General features: G+C 59.1%; 25 protein-coding genes and 2 pseudogenes. 13 read left to right on the top strand and 14 right to left on the bottom strand.

The genetic code is table 11. The annotated features are described in order from the left end of the window. Positions 1-187 precede the first annotated feature (187 nt). Positions 188-1,063 (bottom strand): LysR family transcriptional regulator, encoded by an 876-nt coding sequence (locus tag ACZ89E_RS30370; protein WP_463258254.1) that lies wholly within the window; start codon positions 1,061-1,063, stop codon positions 188-190. Positions 1,064-1,182: 119 nt separating this feature from the next. On the opposite strand from ACZ89E_RS30370, the gene ACZ89E_RS30365 reads away from it, so the two are divergent. From ACZ89E_RS30365 to ACZ89E_RS30340, 6 genes are all read left to right on the top strand, one after another. After that, positions 1,183-1,614, top strand: coding sequence for a PACE efflux transporter (locus tag ACZ89E_RS30365; RefSeq protein WP_463258255.1), 432 nt, complete (start codon positions 1,183-1,185; stop codon positions 1,612-1,614). A gap of 42 nt (positions 1,615-1,656) precedes the next feature. Next, the gene (locus ACZ89E_RS30360; protein ID WP_476256966.1) at positions 1,657-2,289 is read left to right on the top strand and encodes a glutathione S-transferase family protein; all 633 of its coding nucleotides are present in this window, start codon (positions 1,657-1,659) and stop codon (positions 2,287-2,289) included. Positions 2,290-2,489: 200 nt separating this feature from the next. Then, positions 2,490-3,230, top strand: a complete 741-nt coding sequence (locus tag ACZ89E_RS30355; RefSeq protein ID WP_463258256.1) for an NAD-dependent epimerase/dehydratase family protein — start codon at positions 2,490-2,492, stop codon at positions 3,228-3,230. 125 nt (positions 3,231-3,355) lie between these two features. Beyond that, entirely contained in the window at positions 3,356-4,780 is a 1,425-nt protein-coding gene (locus tag ACZ89E_RS30350; protein WP_149657830.1) for an MFS transporter, read from the top strand. Between the two features lie 137 nt (positions 4,781-4,917). After that, on the top strand, positions 4,918-5,469 hold the full coding sequence (locus ACZ89E_RS30345; RefSeq protein ID WP_149657831.1) for a hypothetical protein: 552 nt from the start codon (positions 4,918-4,920) through the stop codon (positions 5,467-5,469). 182 nt (positions 5,470-5,651) lie between these two features. Beyond that, the gene (locus ACZ89E_RS30340) at positions 5,652-6,194 is read left to right on the top strand and encodes a hypothetical protein (protein WP_149657832.1); all 543 of its coding nucleotides are present in this window, start codon (positions 5,652-5,654) and stop codon (positions 6,192-6,194) included. A gap of 180 nt (positions 6,195-6,374) precedes the next feature. On the opposite strand, the pseudogene ACZ89E_RS30335 reads toward ACZ89E_RS30340, so the two are convergent. The 3 genes and pseudogenes from ACZ89E_RS30335 to ACZ89E_RS30325 form a co-directional block, all read right to left on the bottom strand. After that, positions 6,375-6,797 (bottom strand): annotated as a pseudogene (locus ACZ89E_RS30335) (methyl-accepting chemotaxis protein); the annotation flags it as partial. Positions 6,798-6,917: 120 nt separating this feature from the next. Continuing rightward, positions 6,918-7,589, bottom strand: a pseudogene (locus ACZ89E_RS30330) (PAS domain-containing protein); the annotation flags it as partial. A 634-nt stretch (positions 7,590-8,223) separates the two neighbouring features. Next, a complete protein-coding gene (locus tag ACZ89E_RS30325) occupies positions 8,224-9,096 on the bottom strand; it encodes a LysR family transcriptional regulator (protein WP_476256965.1) in 873 nt (290 codons plus the stop codon). 99 nt (positions 9,097-9,195) lie between these two features. Between ACZ89E_RS30325 and gstA the strand changes: the two genes are divergently transcribed. Further along, positions 9,196-9,798: a glutathione transferase GstA gene (gene gstA, locus ACZ89E_RS30320; RefSeq protein WP_149657835.1), complete on the top strand. Its 603-nt coding sequence runs from the start codon at positions 9,196-9,198 to the stop codon at positions 9,796-9,798. Between the two features lie 51 nt (positions 9,799-9,849). Here the strand turns inward: gstA and ACZ89E_RS30315 are convergent, their stop codons facing one another. The 4 genes from ACZ89E_RS30315 to ACZ89E_RS30300 all read right to left on the bottom strand — a co-directional run bounded on the left by ACZ89E_RS30315 (position 9,850) and on the right by ACZ89E_RS30300 (position 13,398). Beyond that, positions 9,850-10,863, bottom strand: coding sequence for an ABC transporter substrate-binding protein (locus tag ACZ89E_RS30315; RefSeq protein WP_476256964.1), 1,014 nt, complete (start codon positions 10,861-10,863; stop codon positions 9,850-9,852). After that, on the bottom strand, positions 10,860-11,402 hold the full coding sequence (locus tag ACZ89E_RS30310) for a sigma-70 family RNA polymerase sigma factor (protein ID WP_149657837.1): 543 nt from the start codon (positions 11,400-11,402) through the stop codon (positions 10,860-10,862). The genes ACZ89E_RS30315 and ACZ89E_RS30310 overlap by 4 nt, the downstream gene beginning before the upstream one ends. Positions 11,403-11,646: 244 nt before the next feature. Continuing rightward, positions 11,647-12,438 (bottom strand): phosphate/phosphite/phosphonate ABC transporter substrate-binding protein, encoded by a 792-nt coding sequence (locus ACZ89E_RS30305; protein ID WP_476256963.1) that lies wholly within the window; start codon positions 12,436-12,438, stop codon positions 11,647-11,649. A gap of 18 nt (positions 12,439-12,456) precedes the next feature. Further along, complete coding sequence (locus tag ACZ89E_RS30300) at positions 12,457-13,398, bottom strand: fatty acid desaturase (RefSeq protein ID WP_476256962.1); 942 nt, start codon at positions 13,396-13,398, stop codon at positions 12,457-12,459. A 412-nt stretch (positions 13,399-13,810) separates the two neighbouring features. Between ACZ89E_RS30300 and ACZ89E_RS30295 the strand changes: the two genes are divergently transcribed. Beyond that, positions 13,811-14,248: a GNAT family N-acetyltransferase gene (locus tag ACZ89E_RS30295; RefSeq protein ID WP_149657840.1), complete on the top strand. Its 438-nt coding sequence runs from the start codon at positions 13,811-13,813 to the stop codon at positions 14,246-14,248. A 60-nt stretch (positions 14,249-14,308) separates the two neighbouring features. Further along, complete coding sequence (locus tag ACZ89E_RS30290; protein ID WP_476256961.1) at positions 14,309-15,130, top strand: class I SAM-dependent methyltransferase; 822 nt, start codon at positions 14,309-14,311, stop codon at positions 15,128-15,130. A gap of 83 nt (positions 15,131-15,213) precedes the next feature. Here the strand turns inward: ACZ89E_RS30290 and def are convergent, their stop codons facing one another. The 3 genes from def to ACZ89E_RS30275 form a co-directional block, all read right to left on the bottom strand. Next, positions 15,214-15,753 carry a peptide deformylase gene (gene def, locus ACZ89E_RS30285; RefSeq protein WP_149657842.1) on the bottom strand — a complete coding sequence of 180 codons (540 nt, stop codon included), beginning with the start codon at positions 15,751-15,753 and terminating at the stop codon, positions 15,214-15,216. A gap of 2 nt (positions 15,754-15,755) precedes the next feature. Beyond that, the gene (locus tag ACZ89E_RS30280; protein WP_149657843.1) at positions 15,756-16,706 is read right to left on the bottom strand and encodes a YihY/virulence factor BrkB family protein; all 951 of its coding nucleotides are present in this window, start codon (positions 16,704-16,706) and stop codon (positions 15,756-15,758) included. Positions 16,707-16,878: 172 nt separating this feature from the next. Continuing rightward, a complete protein-coding gene (locus tag ACZ89E_RS30275) occupies positions 16,879-17,070 on the bottom strand; it encodes a CsbD family protein (protein ID WP_149657844.1) in 192 nt (63 codons plus the stop codon). Positions 17,071-17,270: 200 nt separating this feature from the next. On the opposite strand from ACZ89E_RS30275, the gene ACZ89E_RS30270 reads away from it, so the two are divergent. Next, entirely contained in the window at positions 17,271-17,648 is a 378-nt protein-coding gene (locus ACZ89E_RS30270) for a hypothetical protein (protein WP_123599147.1), read from the top strand. 210 nt (positions 17,649-17,858) lie between these two features. On the opposite strand, the gene fadD1 is transcribed toward ACZ89E_RS30270, so the two are convergent. Together fadD1 and fadD2 are read right to left on the bottom strand one after the other, a co-directional pair. Continuing rightward, complete coding sequence (gene fadD1, locus ACZ89E_RS30265) at positions 17,859-19,559, bottom strand: long-chain-fatty-acid--CoA ligase FadD1 (protein WP_149657845.1); 1,701 nt, start codon at positions 19,557-19,559, stop codon at positions 17,859-17,861. A gap of 375 nt (positions 19,560-19,934) precedes the next feature. Then, positions 19,935-21,623 (bottom strand): long-chain-fatty-acid--CoA ligase FadD2, encoded by a 1,689-nt coding sequence (gene fadD2 / locus ACZ89E_RS30260; protein ID WP_476256960.1) that lies wholly within the window; start codon positions 21,621-21,623, stop codon positions 19,935-19,937. 225 nt (positions 21,624-21,848) lie between these two features. On the opposite strand from fadD2, the gene ACZ89E_RS30255 reads away from it, so the two are divergent. Further along, positions 21,849-22,793, top strand: coding sequence for an alpha/beta hydrolase (locus ACZ89E_RS30255; protein WP_149657847.1), 945 nt, complete (start codon positions 21,849-21,851; stop codon positions 22,791-22,793). Between the two features lie 54 nt (positions 22,794-22,847). Then, positions 22,848-23,318: a MaoC family dehydratase gene (locus ACZ89E_RS30250; RefSeq protein WP_054044906.1), complete on the top strand. Its 471-nt coding sequence runs from the start codon at positions 22,848-22,850 to the stop codon at positions 23,316-23,318. 174 nt (positions 23,319-23,492) lie between these two features. Here the strand turns inward: ACZ89E_RS30250 and ACZ89E_RS30245 are convergent, their stop codons facing one another. Beyond that, positions 23,493-23,960 carry a ferritin-like domain-containing protein gene (locus tag ACZ89E_RS30245; protein ID WP_476256959.1) on the bottom strand — a complete coding sequence of 156 codons (468 nt, stop codon included), beginning with the start codon at positions 23,958-23,960 and terminating at the stop codon, positions 23,493-23,495. A 203-nt stretch (positions 23,961-24,163) separates the two neighbouring features. Between ACZ89E_RS30245 and ACZ89E_RS30240 the strand changes: the two genes are divergently transcribed. Further along, positions 24,164-24,400, top strand: coding sequence for a DUF3820 family protein (locus tag ACZ89E_RS30240; RefSeq protein WP_092278897.1), 237 nt, complete (start codon positions 24,164-24,166; stop codon positions 24,398-24,400). Positions 24,401-24,405: the final 5 nt, after the last annotated feature.

Genomic DNA, 24,405 nt, shown 5'->3' with positions numbered 1-24,405 from the left:
GCAATGGAGCAAGAAGCTGTAGCCTTTTGAAACCTGCCGAAACCGCTTTCCTACAGACCTTTCCTACACATCAAATCGACCACTATCACTGTGGCGAGGGAGCTTGCTCCCGCTGGGCTGCGAAGCGGCCCCAAAAAAGCAGAGGACTGCTGCGCAGTCCAGCGCGAGCAAGCTCGCTCGCCACAGGTTATGCGTCGGACATAAGGCCAACGAACGCCAACGCACCTTTCTGCAACGGCTGGCTCTTGAGCCACACCGCGTGCACCGGCAGGACCAATCCGTTTTCGATGTTGCGAAAACGCAGACGCTTGAGCCGTCCAGCATCGAGCAACGGCTGCACCACCGATAACGGAAAATTCCCCCAGCCCAACCCCGCCTCGACCATTTCCAGCGCCGCCGCCAATGTATCCGTACGCCAGTAGGATTCGGCCACCAGCGGCCGGGTTTCGCTGATCGGCAAATCGCGGCTGGCAACGACGATCTGCCGCACATGCACCAGGTCTTCCAGAAACAGATCCTGCCCCTGAACCAGCGGATTGTCCGCCGCCAGCGTGGCGATCATCCGTTCCGTGCCGACGAACTGGAAACGCTCCAGCACGTTCATGCTCAACCCGGCGAACGCGAGGCACACGCTGACGCGGCCGCTGTGCAGCAGCGCCAGCACATCATCCTGCGGCGCGCTGAGCACTTCGATTTCCAGGAGCGGATGGCGCTCGGCAATGACTTTGATCGCCGTCATTAAACGGGACTTGTCGATGTCCGCGACAACGCCGATCGACAGCTTGCTCTCCAGCCCCAACGACAACTCGACCGCATGCACCTGCAACTGCTTGAGCTGTTCAAAAATCAGCCGGGCATGGGGCACCAGCGCGCTGGCCATCGCCGTCGGCACCGGTTCGCGATGGCTGCGGTCGAACAGCGGATAACCCAGCTCGGCCTCAAGGTTGCCGATGCCCATGCTCACCGCCGACGGCACTTTGCCCAGCGCCCGGGCAGCGGCGGAAAACGAGCCGCGCTCGATCACCGCGAGAAACAATTCGATGCTGTCGCTGTTGAAATTCATCCGCCGTCCTATCAATAAAACTGAAAGCTGCTGACTTTTTCTGTCAGCCCTATTGAAGCTATCTTTCGCCGCCTTCGCCAGTGCTGCTGGCTCAAGTCCGCAAGAAAGAGGCAAACCCCATGCAAGGCGTTAAACGCAAACTGGTCTACGTGTCGCTGTATGAAGTGATCGGCATGACCTTCTCGGCCCTGGGCCTGGCGCTGTTGTCCGGTACGTCGCCAGGCAGTACCGGGCCGTTGGCGGTGATCATCACCACCCTTGCCGTGACCTGGAATTTCATCTACACCTCGCTGTTCGAACGCTGGGAAAGCCGCCAGCCTTCGCGCACCCGCACCGTCAGACGGCGCATCGCCCATGCCGTGGGTTTTCAACTAACCTTGATTGTGTTCCTCATTCCGTTGATCGCCTGGTGGATGAACATCAGCCTGGTGCAGGCATTTTTGCTCGACCTGGCGCTGATCATTTTCATCCCGTGCTACACCTTCGCCTTCAACTGGTTGTTTGATCGCACGTTTGGTTTGCCAGCGTCGGCGCTGCCGGATCCCGCTTAGTGGTAGATTCCCGAGGCGTCGATTCGCTAAAGGAGTAGCTCCATGGAACATGCACTGAAGATTCTCGGTAAGGCGTCGTCCATCAACGTCAGAAAAGTCCTGTGGACGTGTGAGGAACTGGGTGTTGCCTACGAGCGTGAGGATTGGGGCAGCGGTTTTGCCTCGACCCACAGCCCCGAGTTCACCCGCCTCAACCCCAACGCCCAGGTGCCGGTGATCATCGATGACGCCGGGGTGTTGTGGGAATCCAACACCATATGCCGCTACCTGGCCGGCAAGCATCACCACCACGAATTGCTGCCCACCGAACCGGCCGGACGGGCACGGGTAGAGCAATGGATGGATTGGCAGGCCACCGAGCTCAATCGGTCCTGGAGTTATGCGTTCACCGCGCTGGTGCGCAAGGATCCGGAGTTCCAGGACCCGCATCAGATTGCCGTCGGCGTGAACGACTGGAACCACAAGATGAGCATCCTTGAGCATCAGCTCGCGGCTACCAAGGCCTATGTCGCCGGGCCACGGTTCACCCTGGCCGATATCGTTATCGGTCTGTCGGTCAATCGCTGGCTGATGACGCCGATGGAGCGGCCGGACTTTCCTGGCGTCGATGAGTATTTTCAGCGGTTGGCACAGCGTCCGGGGTTTCTGAAACATGGGTGCAATGGGTTGCCATAGAATTAAAGAGATGAAACTGGCAATGAGTAACTGTGGCGAGGGAGCTTGCTCCCGCTGGGCTGCGAAGCGGCCCCAAAAAGAATGGGACTGCTGCGCAGTCCAGCGGGAGCAAGCTCCCTCGCCACAAGCAAGCTCCCTCGCCACAGGTTCAGTGTCGGGCCTGATTAAGCGGATCCCCCCTTCCCAAAAAAGAGAGATGCATGAACGGACTCAACGTACTGCTGACCGGTGCCTGCGGCAGAATCGGCAAAACCTTTTTCGAAGCGTCGAAGGATCGTTACACCTTCGTGCTGACTGATCGTATCAAGCCCGACTTCCCGGTCGAGGCGCCTCACCGCTTTGCAAGGGTAGACCTGACCGATCCCACCGCCATAAATCAAGCGCTAAAGGGCATCGACGTCATCATCCACCTCGCCGGCATCCCCCACGCCACGGCGACCTTCGATGAATTGCTGCCCAACAACATCCTGGCCACCACATACCTGTTCGAAGCGGCAGTCGCGGCCGGTTGCAAACGACTGGTGTTTGCCAGCAGCGCGCAGACCATCGAAGGCTATCCGGTGGACCGGCAGATCACCCCGGGCATGCAGGTGATGCCGGCCAATCTGTACGGCGTCAGCAAATGTTATGGCGAAGCGTTGTGCGGCTTCTACGCCGCCAAGCGCGGGCTCTCGACCATCGCCATCCGCATCGGCGCCTTCGAATTCCCGGACCGCCACGAACTGACCAACGCCCGGGACTTGAGCGCCTGGCTGAGCCCTCGGGATGCAGTGCAACTGCTGCAACGCGCGGTGGAAGTCGAAGGCGTGCAACACCTGATCGCCCACGGCATTTCCAACAATCGCTTCAAGCGCCTGGACCTCAGCGAAACCACGCGGGTGCTGGGTTACGAACCGCTGGATGATGCGTTTCGCGAGTTTGATATCCCGATTGCGCCATAAACCCTTAAAAGCAAAAGCGTTTTGGCAATAATTCAGCGAATCTCATCACAACAACGCAAAGATTAACAATCATTGATTTCCGATAGCAGGCTAAGCTTTCCCTTCAACAAGAATCGGATCAGCCCATGCCTGCTCACTCCCTCACCGCCGTTCAAGCAGACGGCATCGACCCCGTCCGCGCCGCTCAGATATCCGCCCGCATCGACCGTCTCCCAGCCGTTTCCACGATCTGGAAACTGGTGGCGTTGCTGTCGATTGGCGGTTTCTTCGAACTCTACGATTTGTTCCAGACCGCCTACATCAGCCCCGGCCTGATCCGCGACGGCATCTTCGCCACGGGCAGCCAAGGGGTGTTCGGCTTCTCCGATCAAGCGGCGTTTGCCTCGGCAACCTTTCTCGGATTGTTCCTCGGCGCGAGCCTGCTCAGTCCTTTGGCTGACCGCTTCGGTCGGCGGGCGATCTTCACCTTTGCGCTGATCTGGTACACCGTCGCCACCGTGGCCATGGGCGTACAGAGTTCGGCGCTGGGCATTATCTGCATGCGCTTTCTGGTCGGCATCGGCCTGGGTATCGAGCTGGTGACCATCGACGCCTACCTTTCGGAACTGGTGCCTAAACGCATGCGCAGTTCGGCGTTTGCTTTCGCGTTTTTCGTGCAGTTCCTGTCGGTGCCGGCGGTGGCGTTGATGTCCTGGTGGCTGGTGCCACAGGATCCGTTCGGGGTGTCGGGCTGGCGCTGGGTGGTGCTGGCGAGCGCGGTGTTTGCGCTGTTTATCTGGTGGCTGCGCTCACGCTTGCCGGAGTCGCCGCGCTGGTTGGCGCAACATGGCCGTTTCGATGAGGCGAGCCGGATTCTCGACAGCATCGAAGCCCGTTGCGTGAAGGATCAAGGCAAGGCGCTGGACGAACCGGAACTGGCAGCGGTGGACATTCAGGGCACGGGCCGCTTCGCCGATATCTGGCAACCGCCCTATCGGCGCCGGGCGTTGATGCTGATCGTGTTCCATGTGTTCCAGGCCATTGGCTTCTTCGGTTTTGGCAACTGGTTGCCGGCGTTATTGTCCGGTCAGGGCGTGAGCGTGACCCACAGTTTGATGTACGCCTTCATCATCACCCTCGCCTATCCGCTGGGGCCGTTGCTGTTCGTCAAGTTCGCCAACCGTTTCGAGAACAAGTGGCAGATCGTCGGCTCGGCCCTCGGCGCCATGACCTTCGGCACGCTGTTCGCCCTGCAAACCAGCGCGGTCGGGTTGATTGTCTGCGGGGTAATGATCACGTTCTGCAACGCCTGGCTGAGTTTCGCCTATCACTCCTACCAGAGCGAACTGTTCCCCACCAACATCCGCGCCCGGGCGGTGGGCTTCTGCTATTCGTTCAGTCGTTTGTCGACGGTGTTCAGCAGTCTGCTGATCGGCATCTTCCTCGAACACTTCGGCACGCCGGGCGTACTGGCGTTTATTGTCAGCAGCATGTTGATCGTGATGATCACCATCGGCTACTTCGGGCCGCGCACCCGCAACCTGGCGCTGGAGAACATCGCCCACCGCTGAAGCGGTTGCCGTCTGCCGCCCAGCGGCAAGGATTGACCGCCGCCGCTGCCGAATCGCGCCAAAAACCGGGCGTTTCAGCAGCGGCACGCTAATTGCTCCGACAGACTCAACAGCAATTACCTACAGGTTTATCCATCATGTTGGTCAGTGCCCATCAAGCTTCCATCATTCAAAAAACCCAGCGCACGGACATGGACCCCACCACGGCCGCCGCGAGCGCGCTGTACAGTGGCTTGATCCAGAACGCGCAGAACACCGTGGCGCAAATCAAGCAGGACAGCACCAACGCGCAGTCCTCCGGACTGAACGCCGCCACCCAGCAAGTCAGCGCGGCGAGCACCATCAGCGACAATGTCGATGAAGCCTTCGCGAAAACCCGCGTGGGCCTGCAAGCGACCGTGCCGGATGACAACAAGGCCAAGTCCACCGACAGCACCGCCATGACCGACTTCAAGGACTACATGAGCAAAACGCCGGAACAGCGGCTGCGCGACAGTATCCTGAAAGACATGGGCATCACTGAAGAGCAGTTGCAAGCGATGCCCCCGGCGCAACAACTGGCCGTGAGCAAAGAGATCGCCGAGCGCCTCCAGGACAAGATGAAACTGGCCCAGGCTGACAAGGAAAACGGCAGCACCGAGAAGCAGGATGGGCCGCAGGTGGTCGATAAGTTCCTGGCTTCGCTGTAACGGCGTTCGCCTTAAAAAGGGTCCCTCAGCGGACCCTTTTTTTTTCTGGCGATATAACCGCCCATCGGCTTATAACGCCCACCTGTAAGTTCTGACAGTAGACAGCCTCCCCCACCTATCCAATGATGACTGCGCCGCGCAATCAGAAGATTCGCGCAACTATCAAGAGAATGGAGGCCGCCATGGCGACAAGCGCAACGGTATCAACCACATTGTCAGTTGACGATAACAGTTCCAGTCACTGTGAATCCGCCACTGTAACGTCCACAACAACATTGAGGAAAAACGAGTCAGCGCCTGTTAAAACGCGCAATGAATCAGGGAAAGGGACATTCACCGCAAAATTTGAACGCCCGCCCGGAGCCCCTTCATTGCCGGACTTTACAGGTCGCGACCTATACGCGGATCCGAATGCCCCCCCTCTTCCGACCACATCTATCGAAGCTACTTCCTATGAACATCATCTTAGTCGCTTCCTATTCACCTTCCCGGAAGGATTACCAAACGGCACTCACGACCTGACACTCAGTGCAACTAACGCCGTTATTCTCCATCAACTTATTAGCTACCCCGTCGATGGTGGCAAGTTAAACATTACCGTCGACAATGGTGCTTTCAAAGACAAAGGTGAATACGCCGGCACCTTTACCATACAGTCACACGATGGACCAGGAAGATTGGTGACTATCACCGGAGAGTTCAACTTCACCACTGTCCCAGAATGACAGGCATGGTCCATGTTCTAAAACTCAACACCACTCCCCGGCGGAGCGAGCACATCAAGGTCTGCCTGATTTAACCAACCCATAATGTTAGGTCGTGCTCAATAATGGGTTCAAACCCGTCAGTAATATCTAAGCCCCTCAACCTGTAGCAAGTGCCTGAGGGGCTGTTTTTCCTCTGCGCTAATTCAACTGCAACGTCGAATTAAACTGACTGATCGCATCCACCACATGCCGCGATCCCTGCTGAATCTCCAGAATCACCTCCCCCGCTTCGTTCGCCAGTTCCACACCCAGCCCGGTGCGACTCAGGCTCGACTGCATGCTCGACACCGCGCTCAACGACAAGTCATGATTCCTGCGCACCACGTCGACGATCTCCAGCGTCGCCTGACTGGTGCGCGCCGCAAGGCTGCGCACTTCATCCGCCACCACGGCAAACCCGCGCCCATGCTCCCCGGCCCGGGCCGCTTCGATGGCGGCGTTGAGCGCCAGCAGGTTGGTCTGGTCGGCAATGCCGCGAATGGTCTGGACGATGGTGCCGATGATGTCCGACTGTTTGCTTACCGCGTCGATGCTCAGGGCCGCTTCGTTGAGGTCGCGGGAAATGTCCTGGATGATCTGCACCGTCTGCTGGACCACTTGGGATCCTTTTTGCGCGCAGACGTCGTTTTGTACCGAGGTGCTGTGGGCCGATTCCGCGGCGGCTCGCAGGGTGGTGACTTGCTGGGTGATGTCGCTGGCGAACTTCACCACTTTGTACAACCGGCCTTTGCTGTCGAACAGCGGGTTGTAGGAGGCTTCCAGAAACACCGTATGACCGTGCTTATCCTTGCGCTCGAAACGGTGCGAGTGATATTCGCCGCGATTGAGTGAGGCCCAGAACGCCTTGTACTGCGGCGACTCGGCTTCGGCGCGGTGACAGAACAGGCTGTGATGCTGGCCAATCACTTCGTTGAGCGAGTAATGCATGGTTTTCAGGAAATTGTCGTTGGCGGTGATGACCCGGCCGTCCGGGGTGAATTCGATCACCGCCATGGAGCGCCCGATGGCTGCGAGCATGCTTTCTTCTTCGTGCTCTTTATGGATACGAGCGGAGATGTCCGAGGCCACTTTGATCACGCTACGCACCTGGCGATCCGGCCCGAACACCGGCATGTAACTGGCTTCGAGCCACACCTCGCGACCCGCCTTGTTCAAACGCAGGAAGGTACCGCTGACCGGTTCGCCACGGGCCAGGTCACGCCACAACTTGGCGTATTCCTCACTGCGATAAAACGCTTCTTCGCAGAAGATCCGGTGGTGTTTGCCGCGCACTTCTTCGGCGCTATAGCCCATGACCGCGCAAAAGTTTTCATTGGCGTCGAGCACGATGCCCTCGGGGCTGAACTCGATCATCGCCATCGAGCGACTGACCGCCGCCAACTTGGCGTTGGCCTCGCTCAGCGCGCAGTTGAAGCGCTCGATCTCCAGCAGGTCAGCCTTGTGATGTAGGTTAAACATGGTTCTATCACCTTCAGCGCGATCTTTGATTGATGCAGGAGCAAAGCTTGCCCGCGATGCACGATGACGCGGTGTGTCAGGTTCGGCGCTATCGCGAGCAAGCGTTGCTCCTACAGGGGAAATGCCGGGAGAAAGTTCTCGGTCATTTCAGATCCACCACTACGTTCCACGGAACAGGCACACGCATCCCGCCAAGGGCAGGATGTGTCAGGTGATAAATGATGTTCAATCGGAGTGTCCATGCAGCGACGCTCTTATCAAGACATCCTTCTCTTGATAGCCCGGTCGGGCCAACCCTAACGTTTTGGTAAGTAACTCCATTTACGGCACGGCTCCTGATTGTTGAGTGTCGGTGCTTTGGGTGCGCACTCTTCGGCTGATGTCACGGCGCTCACGCTCCTGGTCACGAACCATTCATTTTTGTGACTGAAAAAGTGAGCTATGGGTGAGCATAGCCAGTGAACTGACAGGCGCAATGCCATTAGTCGGCCAATAATCAGCACAAAATCGGTTCAGAGACACAGGCCGATCATTGATCGGCGAGCATGCTCAGCAGCGCTTGCACCGGGGCAGAAGGGGTCTTGTACGGTGCCACCACCAGGGCAAATTCGCGAACGATTCGTGGTAGCAGCGCAATGACCCGCAACCCTTGGCGATTGGCCGGCAGTGTCATTTCCGGCACCAGGGTCACGCCGATGTTTTCCCGCACCAGGGTGAAGGCGCTGCTCCACTCCCGGACCTCGGCCCGGATATCGCTCAGTTGCAAACCGGCGTCGGCCGCCAGGCTGCGGGCGTTGGTCGAACAGCCACCAGTGGCGAGCACAAAGGGTTGCGTCACCAATTGCGCCAGGCTGATGCCTTCTTCGTGTGCACCCCGTGCCAGGGGATGGCCGCCGGGCAGCACCGCCACCCAGGCATCGCGCCCCAACACCGCGGCATTGCGCTCGGGCGCGGGGTTCAGCACCACGCCGACATCCACCAGCCCGGCGTCGAGCAGGGTTTCCACTTCGTCGTCGCTGACTTCCAGGGCCACCACCTGAACGCCGGGATAGAGCCGATTGAACTGACGCAACAGCGGCGGCAGAAACGTCGCCAGCACCATGGGAAAACTGGCCAGGCGAATGCTGCCGCGCTGGATGTCTTTTGCAGCGTCGACGGTGCTGCGAATGGCCTCCAACGCGCCGAGCATGGTCCGCGCCTGCTCGATCACCGGCAGGCCGATGGCGGTCGGCAGGGTCTGGCGGTTTTCCCGGCTGAACAGTTGAACGCCCAGGGTTTCCTCGATCAGCGCCAACGCCTGGCTGGCACCGGACTGGGTCATGCCGACCCGCTCGGCCGCCCGGGTAATGTTGCCGGTATCGGCCACCGCCACCACCATTCGCCAGTGCATCAGATTCATCATGGCAGTAGCTGTCCTTATGGCAGTGTTCTGGAAGATTAATTTTACGAAGACCGGCGCGCACTATGACACTGGCGCAAATCCTCAACCAGAGCCCTGCCCATGAAGCTGTATTACGCCCCGCAAGCCTGCTCGATGGCGCCGCACATTGTGTTGCGCGAACTCGATCTGCCGTTCGAATTGATCCGTGTCGATAACCGCACCAAGCAAACCGCTGCGGGTGAGGATTTCCTCGCCATCAATCCCAAGGGCTACGTCGCGGCGCTGCAACTGGACAACGGCCAGGTGCTGACCGAAGGACCGGCGATCCTGCAATACCTGGCGGACCTGCGACCCGAGGCGAATCTGGCGCCGCAGAACGGGACGTTCGAACGGGTGCGGTTACAGGAATGGTTGAACTTCGTCTCGACCGAGATTCATGGCGGGCTTGGATGGCTGTTCAATGCGCAGTTTCCCGAGGAGGTGAAGCGGTTGATCAAGGAGAAATTGTTCAAGCGGTTTGCGGTGTTGGTTCGCACGCTGGAACAGCAGGACTATTTGATGCCGGAGGGGTTCAGCGTGGCGGATGCGTATTTGTTTACGGTGCTGCGTTGGGCGGCGGGGTTTGGGATTGAGTTGGAGCAGTGGCCGGCGTTGGTGCGGTTTCAGGCAAGGATTGATCAGCGCCCGGCGGTGAAGGCGACGTTGGCGGCGGAGTTGTTGTAGGGCTGGAGGCCGCCTTCGCGGGCAAGCCTCGCTCCTACAGGATTCAATAAATCACAAACTCCCACTCACCTTGCTCGCCACTTCCCCCGGCACCCAGCCCTTCCACACCTGCGGCTGATCGCGCAAAAACGCCTCGGCGACCTGACGCGGTGGCTGACGTTTTTCGCTCATCTGCGCCAGGGTCTGGTTCAGCAGATCTAACGGCAAATCGACCTTTTCAAAGAAGGCCACCAAGTCCGGGTACTGCGCCTTGAACGGTGCGGAGACGCCAATCGCCAAGTTCGCCGGCATCGAGCGAGTGCCCTTCGGATGCGGGTTATTGGCGTCGGCCAGGGTCTTCCAGGCTTCGGCATCGAACGCCGGCTCTTCGAGTTTCACCAGTTTGAACCGCCCCAACAACGGCGTTGGCGACCAGTAGTAGAACAGCACCGGTTTGCCGCGACGGATCGACGACGCGACCTCGGCATCCAGCGCCGCGCCAGAGCCGGTGCGGAAGTTGACGTAATCGGCGGTCAGGTCATAGGCCTTGAGTTTCTGGCTGTTGACGATCTCCGAGGTCCAGCCGGTGGGGCTGTTGAGGAAGCGGCCGCGGCTTGGGTCTTCCGGGTCGCGGAACACGTCTTTGTAGCGTGGCAGGTCAGCCACGGATTTCAGCTCCGGGGCCAGTGGCTTGATGCCGCGTTCCGGGTCGCCCTTGATCACGTATTCCGGCACCCACCAGCCTTCGGTGGCGCCTTTGACTGTGTCACCGAGGCCGAACACTTTGCCCTCGTTCGAAGCTTTGACCCACGCTGGGCTGCGCCCGGCCCACTCTTCGCCGATCACCTGGATATCGTTCTTGGCCAGCGCCGCTTCAAGGCTGACGGTGCTGCCTGGCAAGGTATCGGTCGGGTAGCCGTAACCTTTCTCGACGATCAGGCGCAGGACTTCGGTGATGAAACTGCCGCTTTCCCAGGCGATGTCGCCGAAGTGGATCGGCGCGATTTTTTCGCTGGCGGGCGCCTGGGTGGCGACCAGGCTCAGGGCCAGCAGCGAACTGCCGAGCAGGGTTTTGATCGATCTCATGCGGACCTCTGGGTCGTTCTATTTAAGGGTTCATTGGCACTGTGCTGGGCGCACAAGGCTTGGGAGCGGGTCATGTAGACGCTGACCGAACGCTGGGAAATGCCCAGCTCGGCGGCGATTTGCGGGTAGGTCAGGCCATCGATGCGCGACAACAGGAACGTCGCCCGGACCTTGCCCGGCAAGCGGTCGAGGGTGCTGTCGAGCCGATGCAGGGCCTGGGTCAATTGCAGCAGTGCTTCCGGCGATTGCGCTTGACCGGCATCGGCATGTTGCAATTGATCGAGGTGCTGGCGCTCCAGATCGCGACGACGCCAGAGTTGATAGATCAGGCGTTGGGCGATGGTGGTCAGCAAGGCGCGGGGTTCGCGGATCGGCGTCAACCCCGGGGATTCGAGCAATTGGGTGAAGGTTTCGGCGGCGATGTCCTCGACGCTGGCGCTGGCGCCCAACTGCCGGCGCAACCGGGTGCACAGCCAGGAGTAATGCGCGCGGAACAAGCCGCCCACGTGGTTGCGATGGGAAAGGTCGGCGCCGGACATAGGGGCTCCTGGGGTTAGGGGTCGCTGAATGTCCGGTGATCCGGTGGCGCGATTCTAGACGGGAGCCTTATTCTTTAATAATACTTAAAAGGTATTTTTATATTCGATTAAGAAATTTAAATGAATGGCGCCTGTGAGATTGCTTTCGCGGGCAAGCCTCGCTCCTACAGGAACGGTGGTCAATTCTGTAGGAGCGAGGCTTGCCCGCGAGAGCGTTCTGACAGGCAACGAAAATCCCCCACCGTTAACGCAACCGCCCATACCCCAACGCCTCGGCCTCCTGCTGGTAATCAAGCACCACCTGATAGTCGCTTTCCGTCGCGGGCAATACCTCTTGCAGACCGAGGATTTCGGCGACGTCCGGCAGCTCGCGCAATGTTTCGTTCATCACCTGCCGAAGTTGCTCGACCTGCTCATCACTGGCACTCGCCGCCGTGATGTACGGCAAGGTCGGGCTGAACGCGCTGCGGGCAACCACGCGCAAACCGGCCACTTCGGCTTCGGCGTGCCGCGCCAGGTAGGCGAAGGTCACGCTGTCGATGGCGGCCAGGTCGGCAAGGTTTTCACGCAGCCAGCGCAGGCTTTCACGGTGGCCGCCGCTGATGCCGACACGGGCGAAGAACTGACCGTCGCGGTGCAGTGGCGCCAGGCGATGGCGCAGCAGGTTCATGCCGCTGTTGGAGCCTTCGTCATTGATCACCCCGCGACAGTTGTAAAAGGCCGGCAAGTTGCGGCGAGGATCGTCGGCGCGGCTGAGCAGCAGGCTGCAATGGTTGCCGCCGTTGCTGTCCGGCAATTCATAGCGAGGACGACCGACAACCCGGACCTGACCACGCAACAAGGTCATCAGCGGATAGCCGCAGGTTTGCGTCAGCAGCAATTGCGGGGAGAGCCAGAGGTCCGGCAGCGACAGGCCCTCGGCGCTTTGGCGGGAGGCGCCCAGGCGTTGCGCGATGCCAGTCAGCCAGCGTTCATTGGCGCGACGGATCGATTCCGGGGAGACGTACATCAGTAGTTCGGCGAGGTGCTGGGTCATCGAAATTCCTTCAGCCAATCAATGAAACGGATGTTGCGGGCTGTCGATCGCCCTGAGCCCATGCTGGCGCCACAACTGCCCATAACCCCGCACCAGAAACCCGCCGCTGCGTGCCTGCCATTGCTCACGACGGGTGCGATAAGCCTTGGGCAAGTCGTACCAGGGCAGGCTCGGTATGTCGTGATGCACCAGGTGCAGGTTGTTGTTCAGGAACAGCCAACTCCACGGCCACGCCGCTTCGTTGAGCACGGTGCGTTGCTCGGGTCGGGCGTTGGGGCGGTGTTCATAGTAGGAGCGAATCATCGCAATCGACAGCGCCGGCACGCTGATCAGCAACAGGTAATGCCACACCGGGAGCACGCTGAAACGCGCGATGAACGCCAGCATCAACCCGGTGAGCGCGCCATGGGTGAGCCACATCAACCAGGCCTGCCGTTCACCCGCTTGCAGACGTCGCAGCTCTTTGCGCGCCAGCGCCAGTAACGCCAGGGGGGCGCCGACCATGACGCGCCCCAGCACGGTTTTGTTCAAGCGGTGCAGGACCTGCTTGAACACGGAACTGCGCTGCCAGTGCTCGGCGGTGAGGTAACGGCTTTCCGGGTCGCGGCCGGGGATGGTCAGGTCTTCATCGTGGTGATGCAGCAAATGGCTGTCGCGATACAGGGTGTACGGGAACCACACCGCAAACGGTGCATAACCGAGGACTTTGTTCAGGGCCAGCCAACGCGTGGGATGGCCGTGGAGCAGTTCGTGCTGCACCGACAGCCAGAGCACCACCAGTGGAATCAACAGCACGGTGCTCCACCAAAGGCCCAATCGGTCGCTGGCCAGGATCAGGCCGAACCAGCCCGCGTAGACGCCGATCAGCAGCAACCAGGTCGGCCACTCGGTGCGAGCAGTCAGGCGTTGGCGCAGGGTTTCGATTTCTTCTCGATGGGCGGCGTCGAAGTAATGGGACATGGCTTTGCTCAGAACGGGACGTGTCCCTCTCTGTGCAATGGGGTGGGGAAATCTTGCAGATTATTTTCTGGTTTAACGATCGTTCCCACGCTCCGCGTGGGAATGCAGCCCGTGACGCTCCGCGTCACTGGACGCGGAGCGTCCCTAGAGGCATTCCCACGCGGGAGCGTGGGAACGATCGGCACGGTGACTCAGGTTTTAGTGCCCGAACACATCCACCTTCTTGGCCTTCTTGTCCGCGCGCTTTTCATCGGCGGTTTTTGCCGGTTTTTTCTTCGCTGCTTTTTTTGAATCCATGCCTTTGGCCATGATACGTACTCCACTCATACGGGATGTGAAGTCAGGTATACACCTATCGCGCCGCTCGCGTTCTTTTATAATCGCCCACTTTGCCAACTGACAGCCAACGCCCATGCCAGACACTCAGTACGCCTTGCTCGACGAACCGTTATGGCCGTTGATGAACAAGTTTTACCGCGCCCACCAATCGCCGATGAAAGCCGTGCGCGAAGCTCAATTGTGGGTGGCCCGGCGCGGCGAAATTGTCGCGGCCTTGTGTTTGCGGCCGGTGGCGGGCGGGTACTGGTTGACGGGTTTGTTCGTCGATCCGGCGTGTCGTGAACAAGGCATCGCCGCCGCGCTGATCGCCGAAGCGGTGAAGGGCCTCGACAGCCCGGTCTGGCTGTATTGCCACCCGGATTTGCGCGGCTTTTATGAGCGTCGGGGTTTTATCTTCGACCCGCAAATGCCCTACGCCATGGTCGAACGCCTGACCCGTTACGCGCGCAGCAAACCGATGATCGCCATGGGCTTAGAACCGTTGGTGAGGTCGTCCATCGATAATGTGTGATCAGCTCTTGATTGCTGCGTGCTAGCCTCGGGGTCGACTTCGAATCTGCCTGGATGCGCCATGAAACCTGCCCTGCTCGCCTTGACCCTGACCGCCCTGCTCACCCCTGTTCTGGCGCACGCCGCCGACGACCCGCCCATCTCCAGCGCGCAATACGCCGAGGTGCTCAAAGGCACCTGGCGCGCGCCGCAGAACGTGGTGCGCGACGTCTACCGCCATCCGCAGCAGAGCCTGCAATTCTTCGGCTTGCACGCCAACCAGACCGTCATCGAAATCACCCCCGGCAGCGGTTGGTACAGCGAACTGCTGGCGCCGCTGCTCAAGGAGCACGGCCACTACATTGCCGCCGTGCAAGCGCCGACGGTCAGCGACTATGCGCGCAAGAACGAAGAAACCCTCAAGGCCAAATTCGCCGCCGCCCCGGCGCAATATGCCAAGGCCCAGGTGGTCGAGTTTGATCCCAAGGCCCCGGTGCTCGGCAATCCCGGTTCGGCAGACACGGTGCTGACCTTTCGCAACGTGCACAACTGGGTGCTGGCCGACACGGCGCCGCTGATGTTCGAGTCGTTCTTCAAGGTGCTGAAACCGGGCGGCGTGCTCGGGGTGGTGGATCACCGGGCCAAGGACGGGGCGTCGCTGGACGACATCAAGCACAGCGGCTACCTGACCACCGCGTATGTGGTGAAACTGGCGACCGATGCGGGGTTCAAGCTGGAGGAAAAAAGCGAGATCAATGCCAATCCGAAGGACACCAAGGATTATCCCGAAGGCGTCTGGACCTTGCCGCCGGCGTTGACGTTGGGGGAGAAGGACAAGGCGAAGTACGTGGCGATCGGGGAGTCGGACCGGATGACGTTGCGGTTTGTTAAACCGGGGAAATAAAAAGCAGAATCAAAAGATCGCAGCCTTCGGCGGCGCCTACAGTCGCGTAGGCGCTGCCGAAGGCTGCGATCTTCGCTTTTGTCTTACTCGTCAGCGTTCGGATCAAGATCCGGAAACATCACTTCGATAAACCCGAACTTGGTGAAATCCGTGATCCGCGACGGGTACAACCGGCCGATCAAATGATCGCATTCGTGCTGCACCACCCGCGCATGAAAACCGGAGGCAATCCGCACAATCGGCTGGCCCTTCGGATCAAACCCTTCATAGCGTATGTCCTGATAACGATTCACCGCTCCACGCAATCCAGGCACCGACAGGCAACCTTCGAAGCCCTCTTCCAGGGTCGGGTTCAACGGTGTGATCAGCGGGTTGATCAGGATCGTCTGCGGCACGGCTTCGGCGTCAGGGTAGCGCTCGCTGTGCTCGAAACCGAAGATCACCAGTTGCAGGTCGACACCGATCTGCGGCGCGGCCAGGCCAACGCCGCCGACGCTTTCCATGGTCTGGAACATGTCATCGATCAGTTGCCACAACTCGGGGCTGTCGAACATCTCGGCCGGCACCGGTGGCGCGATACGCAGCAGGCGTTCATCGCCCATTTTCAGAATTTCACGGATCATGGTCAGGCTTCGTCAGTGTTCGGCTTGAGCGAGTGGTCTCGTCCCAGTCCCGATACGTGTTGTTTGGTTTCGTGGTCGTGCTCGCCGGGGACCTTTTCGCCAGGGTCCTTGCCTTCGGTCGACATGTGTTCGATCACCGCATTCATCTCCGCGCCGAGCAATAGCACCGCGGCGGAAATGTAGAAGTACAGCAACAGCACGATGATCGCGCCGATACTGCCATACATGGCGTTGTAGTTGGCGAAGGTCTTGACGTAAAACGCGAAACCCAACGAGGCGATGATCCACACCACCACCGCGAGCACCGAGCCGGGGGTGATGAAACGAAACTCCTGACGGACATCGGGCATAACGTAATAGATCAGCGCCACCGCGATCATCATCAGGATCACGATCACCGGCCAACGCGCAATGGTCCACACCGTGACGATGAAGTCTTCCAGCCCGACCTGCGCGGCAATCCAGCCCATCACCTGCGGCCCGAGCACCATCAGCGCGGCGGCGGCGAGCAGCATGCCGGCGATGCCAATGGTGTAGAAAATCGACAACGGAAAGCGCTTCCACACCGGGCGGCCTTCGACCACGTCGTAGGCAGCGTTCATCGCGCTCATCATCAGCCGCACGCCCGAAGAGGCGGTGTACAGGGCGATGACGATACCGATCGAGAGCAAGCCACCCTTGGACTGCTGCAACTGGTCGATCACCGGGTTCACCTGCTCCAGGGCTTGGGGCGGCAGCACCAGTTCCGATTGCAGGCGCAGCCAGGAGAAGAAGTCCGGCAGGTGCAGGAAACCGATCAGGGCGATCAGGAACAGAATGAAGGGGAACAGCGAGAACAGCATTTGATAAGCCAGCGCCGAGGCGTAGGTCGACATCTCATCGTCAATGAATTCTTTGACCGTGCGCACCATCACGCGGTGGATGGGCAGGCCTCTCATGTCCGGGAAAATCATTAGCGTCTCCTTTCGCCGCAAAAGGTTGAAGTCGTGGCGACTCAGGGGCCGTTTTCTACATCAAAGTAGCCTACTTGGCGACTTTGAAACAATTTCGTTATTTAACCGGTGGGGCTGACACAAAAACGGCCATCCTCGGATGGCCGTTTCTTTAATGTCTTGAAAGGCCGAATCAAGCCTTGTCGACACCTTTCTTGATGGCGTCCTTGGCCTTGCCCACCGCTTGCTGGGCTTCGCCTTTCTTCTCCTGGATTTTGCCTTCGACTTGCAGTTTGGTGTTGTCAGTGGCCTTGCCGACGCCTTGCTTGACGTTGCCGACCGCTTCGTTTGCCATACCTTTAACTTTATCGCCAGTGCTGCTCATGGTGTTTCTCCTGTGAACAATTCAAGGGTAATAGTCGTTACACAAAGATTGACCGAAGGCGTTTGCACGGAGTTTCATTTATTTTCACTGCATCATTTCATCGCCGATTAAAGGTTGGGCTTTATGTTTGCCGTGCAACCCCCGAGAATGCGCAACGTATTCAGGCCTTGGCGCTGAAGATCCAACCCCGTAGGAATGTTATGAAACTCGATAAAAAGCAGGCCATTGCCCGCAGAAACCAGGAACTCGGCGGTGCTGTGCTTGGCGTCAACAACTGCCATTTCACCGAATTGAACCGCAATCGCAACATCTGGTGGTTCGACATCCCGGTGGCACGCCTGGCTGTGGGTCAGTACGAGTGGGTGCACTTGTTGATGCACACCCCGGATACCGACGAACTGCTGCACCTGAAAGTGCCGACGGTGTTTCTGCGTGAAAAACTCGAAGGCCTGGTGGTGCGCAATGAAGGCAAGCGCAAAGCGGCGTTGAGCCTGGAACTGAGCGCCGACAAGGACTCCTTCCTGCAAGACATGCGCCCGGCGGGTACCAACGTCAACTTCGCACCGTTTCGCCTGTAACACCGACCATTGTGGCGAGGGAGCTTGCTCCCGCTGGACTGCGCAGCAGTCCCCTGCTTGATTGATCGTTCCCACGCTCTGCGTGGGAATGCAGCCCGGGACGCTCCGCGTCCCAACAGCGGACGCAGAGCGTCCATTGAGGCATTCCCACGCAGAGCGTGGGAACGATCCGTCAGGCCAAAAAAAGCCCCGCATCTGCGGGGCTTTTGTTTAGGCGCCTACTTTCTTCACGCCCAGCTTCTTCAACTCTTCATCACGCAGTTCGCGACGCAGGATCTTGCCGACGTTAGTGGTCGGCAGCGCATCGCGAAATTCCACCGAACGCGGAACCTTGTAGCCAGTGACGTTGGCGCGCATGTGCTCCATCACCTGTTCCTTGGTCAGGGTCACGCCCGGTTTGGCGACGATGAAGATCTTGATCGCCTCGCCCGACTTCTCGTCCGGGATGCCGATGGCCGCGCATTGCAGCACGCCCGGCAGGGTCGCAAGCACGTCTTCCAACTCGTTCGGGTACACGTTGAAACCGGAAACCAGGATCATGTCTTTCTTGCGATCGACAATGCGCATGTAGCCATCGGGCTGGATCAGCGCGATGTCACCGGTCTTCAGCCAGCCTTCGCTGTCGAGCATTTCATCGGTGGCGTCCTGGCGCTGCCAGTAGCCCTTCATGACCTGCGGACCTTTCACACACAGCTCGCCGATCGCGCCCAGCGGCTGTTCAACGCCGGCATCGTCGATGACTTTGCACAGGGTCGACGGCACCGGAATACCGATGGTGCCGACCTGGATGTGCTGGATCGGGTTGACCGTGGCGACCGGGCTGGTTTCGGTCATGCCGTAGCCTTCGCAAATCGGGCAATTGGTCACCGCTTTCCAGCGCTCGGCGGCGGCCAGTTGCAGGGCCATGCCGCCGGACAGGGTGACTTTCAGCGCCGAGAAGTCGAGCTTGCGGAACGCTTCGTTGTTGCACAGGGCCACGAACAAGGTGTTCAGGCCAACGAAGCCGCTGAACTTCCACTTCGACAGTTCCTTGACCATCGCCGTCAAATCGCGCGGGTTGCTGATCAGGATGTTGTGGTTGCCGATCAGCATCATTGCCATGCAATGAAAGGTGAAGGCATAGATGTGGTACAGCGGCAGCGGCGTGATCAGGATCTCGCAACCTTCATTGAGGTTGGACCCCATCAGCGCCTTGCACTGCAGCATGTTGGCGACGAGGTTGCGGTGGGTCAGCATCGCGCCCTTGGCCACGCCGGTGGTGCCGCCGGTGTATTGCAGCACCGCGACATCGCCGCTGTCCGGGTTGGCTTCGGCCACGGGCTGGCCGTGGCCCTTGCTCAGCACGTCGTTGAACTTGACGGCCTTGGGCAAGTGATACGCCGGGACCATCTTCTTCACGTACTTGATGACGCTGTTGATCAGCAGGCGCTTGAGCGGTGGCAGCAGGTCGGCGACTTCGGTGACGATCACGTGCTTGACGCCGGTTTTCGGCACCACGGTCTGCGCCAAGTGAGCCATGTTGGCCAGGCAGACCAGGGCTTTGGCACCGGAGTCGTTGAATTGGTGTTCCATCTCCCGCGCGGTGTACAGCGGGTTGGTGTTGACCACGATCAGCCCGGCGCGGATCGCACCGAACACGGCTACCGGGTACTGCAACACGTTAGGCAGTTGCACGGCGATTCGATCACCGGGCTGCAAGTCGGTATGCTGTTGCAGGTAAGCGGCAAAGGCACCGGACAATTCGTACAGTTCACCGTAGGTGATTGTCTTGCCCAGGTTGCTGAAAGCCGGTTTGTCGGCGAAGCGTTGGCAGGATTGCTTCAACACTGCCTGAATATTCGGATACTCGTCTGGATTGATGTCGGCAGCAATCCCGGCAGGGTACTTATCCTTCCAAAAGTCTTCGTTCATGGAAGCCCACTCCTCAGCAACGCGAATTCATCACCGCATTTGATGCGATTATTATTGGTGTGTGTTTTTTATTGGTGAGTCTGGCTTTTATATAGGCCGAGAAGTCACAAAAGCGCGCCGAGAGTAGCAGCTTTGCCAAGGGCCGACTAGAGCCAAAAGCAGCCTCTACAGTCACATAAATGACTCAAGAATAACCGGCAGTCATTTTAGAGCAAAAATTCTATACAGCCTCTAAAGCCCTTAAATCGGGCTTTTCAGCCCTTAAAAGCTTCGCGGGCAAGCCTCGCTCCTACGGGTATCGCGTCAATGTGAATGACGGTGAACCTGTAGGAGCGAGGCTTGCCCGCGAACGCGCGAAGCGCGGCCATTCAACGCTTACGCGATATCCCGCAACTCCCGCCGCAAGATCTTGCCCACCGGTGTCATCGGCAACGACTCACGCAACACAATGTGCTTGGGCACTTTGTACGCTGTGAAGTTTTCCTTGCAGTAAGCCTTCAACTCTTCAAGGCTGACACCGGATTCCCGGGCCACCACAAACAACTTCACCGCCTCCCCCGAACGTTCGTCCGGCACGCCGATCACGGCGCAGTTGGCGACTTTCGGGTGGGCCATGACCACGTCTTCGATTTCATTCGGGTACACGTTGAAACCCGAGACGATGATCATGTCTTTCTTGCGATCGACAATGCGCACGAAACCGTCCGGGTCGATCACTGCGATATCACCGGACTTGAACCAGCCCTCGGCATCCAGCACTTCGGCGGTGGCTTCGGGTTTCTGCCAGTAGCCCTTCATGATCTGCGGGCCCTTGATGCACAACTCGCCCCGCTCGCCCAGCGGCTGCTCGACGCCGTCATCGTTGATGACCTTGAGCGTGGTGCCCGGCACCGGCAGGCCGACCGTGCCGATCCGCGACTTGTCGCCGTACGGGTTGGTGCAGGCCACCGGGGAGGTTTCGGTCAGGCCGTAACCCTCGGTGATCCGGCAACCGGTGAGCTGTTCCCAGCGCTCGGCGGTGGCCTTGACCAGCGCGGTGCCGCCGGAGTTGGTGAGCTTGAGGCTGGAGAAGTCCAGGGTCTTGAAGTCCGGGTGATCCATCAACGCCACGAACAGCGTGTTGAGCCCCAGCAACGCTGAGAATCGCCAGTTCTTCAGCTCCTTGATAAAGCCTTTGATGTCCCGCGGATTGCTGATCAGCACGTTGTGGTTGCCGGTCACCATCATGCACATGCAGTTCGCCGTGAAGGCATAGATATGGTAAAGCGGCAGCGGCGCGATCATCACTTCCTGGCCTTCGCGCAGCAGCGGCTGGCCGTCACTGCCGAACTGGCCCAAGCAGGCCCGCGCCTGCTGCATGTTCGCCACGAGATTGCCGTGGGTGAGCATCGCGCCCTTGGCCAGGCCGGTGGTGCCGCCGGTGTATTGCAGCACCGCGATGTCGTTGAGGCCGACCTTCAGCGGCTTGATGCCCAGGCCCCGGCCTAGACGTAGCGCGCTCTTGAAGGAAACCGCCTGGGGCAAAGAGTAGTCGGGGACCAGTTTCTTGACCTTGCTCACCATTGTGTTGACCAGCCAGGCCTTGGCGGCGGGCATCAGGTCGCCCATCTTCGCTTCGATCAGGTACTGGATATCGGTGTCGGCCAGCACTTCCTGGACCTTGGCCCCGAACATGTTCAGGTACACCAGCGCCCGGGCCCCGGAATCCTTGAATTGATGACGCATCTCCCGCGGGGTGTACAGCGGGTTGGTGTTGACCACGATCAGCCCGGCGCGCAACGCACCGAACACGGCAATCGGGTAATGCAGGACGTTGGGCATCTGCACCGCGATGCGATCCCCCGGCACCAGGTCGGTGTGCGCTTGCAGGTAACCGGCGAACGCCGCGCTGTAGCGTTCCAGTTCGGCGTAGGTCAGGGTCACGCCCATATTGCTGAAGGCCGGGCGGTCCGCGAATTTCTTGCAGGAACGCTCGAACACCTCGATCACCGACTTGTAGGCCCCAAGATCAATGTCCAGGGGTACGCCGGCCGGGCGTTTGTCATTCCAGAAATCAGGTTGCATTGTTCTTGTCCTCTTTACCTGAATCTATCCGGGGCCACTTCTCTGTCACTTCTGTAAAGGAACGCGAAAAGCGGAGCTTCACGGACACTAGCAGTTATGGCCAATCAGGCAAATATGGCAAAAGCGTCATAGATCGTGTGAATCTTCCTAACGTGGTGTGGCCTGATCAGACGGCAAGCAAAGGATGCGCTATACAATGCAACCACATCGTGCAAAGGAATCGCCATGATCCACGACACTTTCTGGCTGACCGCGAGTGATCACAGCCGCCTCTTCGTCAACCAGTGGCTGCCCACCCCGCCGTTAAAAGCGGTGATCCTGCTGGCCCATGGCATGGCCGAGCACAGCGGTCGCTACGCCCGGCTCGCGGAAAAACTCTGCGCTCAGGGCTATGGCGTCTACGCCCCGGACCTGCGAGGACATGGCAAAACTTCCGAAAACGGCACGCTCGGCCATTTCGCCGATGACGATGGCTGGTGCAAAGTCGTCGGCGACCTCGCCAGCCTCAACCAGCACATCGGCCAGCACCACCCTGGCGTACCAATCGTATTGCTCGGCCACAGCATGGGCAGCTACATCGCCCAGGCCTACCTGCTGCACCACAGCGCCAGCCTGCACGGGGCGATTCTCAGTGGTTCGAACTTCCAGCCCGTGGCGCTTTATCGCGCGGCGCGGCAAATCGCCCGGCTCGAACGGCTGCGTCAGGGACCGAAGGGCCGCAGCGCGCTGATCGAGTTCCTGTCGTTCGGCTCGTTCAACAAGCAATTCAAACCCGCTCGTACCAAATTCGATTGGCTGAGCCGCGATCCGACAGAAGTCGATCTGTACGCCAACGACCCGTTCTGCGGCTTTCGCTGCACCAATCAACTGTGGATCGACTTGCTCGGCGGGTTGCAGCAAATCAGCAAAGCGTCCAATCTCGCCCAGGTCGATCCGGGCCTGCCCTTGCTGGTAATGGGCGGCGAATGTGATCCGGTGAGCGAAGGCAAGCGTCTGAAAGATCTGGCCCATGCGCTGCGCGCGGCCGGCAGCCAGAACCTGCAATTGAATATTTACCCGCAGGCGCGCCACGAACTGTTCAACGAGAGCAACCGCGATGAAGTGACCGCCGATGTACTGAACTGGATCGCCCAGGCGCTCAGCCACCGCCGTCCGGCCAGAACCGAATAGTTTTTCGAACAGTTTTTTTGTGGATTTTTTTATTCGTCACAGGAATTGAGACAGATGACCCAGGTTACCAACACCCCTTACGAAGCCCTTGAAGTCGGCCAGACCGCCAGCTATAGCAAGACCGTCGAAGAGCGCGATATTCAGTTGTTCGCCGCGATGTCGGGCGATCACAACCCGGTGCACCTGGACGCCGAATTCGCGGCCGGCACCATGTTCAAGGAACGCATCGCCCACGGCATGTTCAGTGGCGCGCTGATCAGCGCCGCCGTGGCGTGCGAGTTGCCCGGGCCGGGGACTATTTATATCGGTCAGCAGATGAGCTTCCAGAAACCGGTAAAAATTGGCGACACCCTGACCGTGCGTCTGGAAATCCTCGAGAAACTGCCGAAGTTTCGCGTGCGCATTGCCACTCGCGTGTTCAACCAGCGTGATGAGTTGGTGGTGGATGGCGAGGCCGAGATTCTGGCACCGCGCAAGCAGCAGACCGTGACGTTGCCAGTGTTGCCAGCGATCAGCATTGGCTGAGCAGACAAACTGATCGTTCCCACGCTCCGCGTGGGAATGCATCCCGTGACGCTCCGCGTCACATCACAGCTGGACGCAGAGCGTCCGGGGCGGCATTCCCACGCAGAGCATGGGAACGATCAGACATAAAAAAACGCCAGTCAGACTGGCGTTTTTTATTACCGCGACAAGTGCTTAAGAACGAGCACGCGCCTGGTTACGCAGGGCTTTGACCTGATCGTGATTACGTTGCACGCCGTGGTACTGACGTTCAACCAGGTCACGAATACCCACCAGGTTATGCTTGGTGATTTTTTCCAGCGCTTCTTTGTACGCCTTCAACGCATGGTCTTCACCGCGTTCGGCTTCGTTCAGCACGGCTTCTTCATCCTTGCCGGTGAACATTGCTTTCACGTCCACCCAGCGACGATGCAGATCACCGCTGACGCTGGTCGAGGTTTCCGGATCGCCGCCCAGCCTACGAACTTCCGCTTGCAGTTCGGCAGCTGCGGTGGCGCAATCGGCAGAACGGGTCACGAACAGCGTTTTGAGTTCTGGGTGCTTGATGTCTTCAGCGCAAGTCTTGAACCCTTCCTGACCGTCTTTGCTGGTTTCAATCAGGTCGTTGAGTACAGAGATGGCTTCTTTATTCACGTCGGTCATTTTCAATTCCTCGCGGTTTGATGAAAGATGCAATAGCTATTGCAGCCCGCATGCCAGCTTTGAATTGAACATTTATTCCTTATTTTTCAATAAGTTAACTTATAAGCAAAAATCTGTATCCGCTTTATTTGCATGATCTGTCATTTGGCCTGCATGCAGAATGCCTGTATTTTCGAAGCTGTTTGAATCAAGACGACTGATTGATGAATCCTGAAAAGCTCGAACTGCTGATTACCCGCGAAATGCCCTTCGGCAAATACAAGGGCCGCATCATCGCCGACCTGCCCGGCCAGTACCTGAACTGGTTCGCCCGCGAAGGATTTCCTCACGGCGAACTGGGCGGCTTATTGGCGCTGATGCAGGAAATCGACCACAACGGTTTATCGGAACTGCTCGACCCGCTGCGCGCCAAACATGGCAAACCAGCCCCCCGCCACTGAACCGA

This window comes from Pseudomonas sp. TE3899, assembly GCF_056279105.1.
This window is presented reverse-complemented; position numbering and strand designations above follow the sequence as displayed.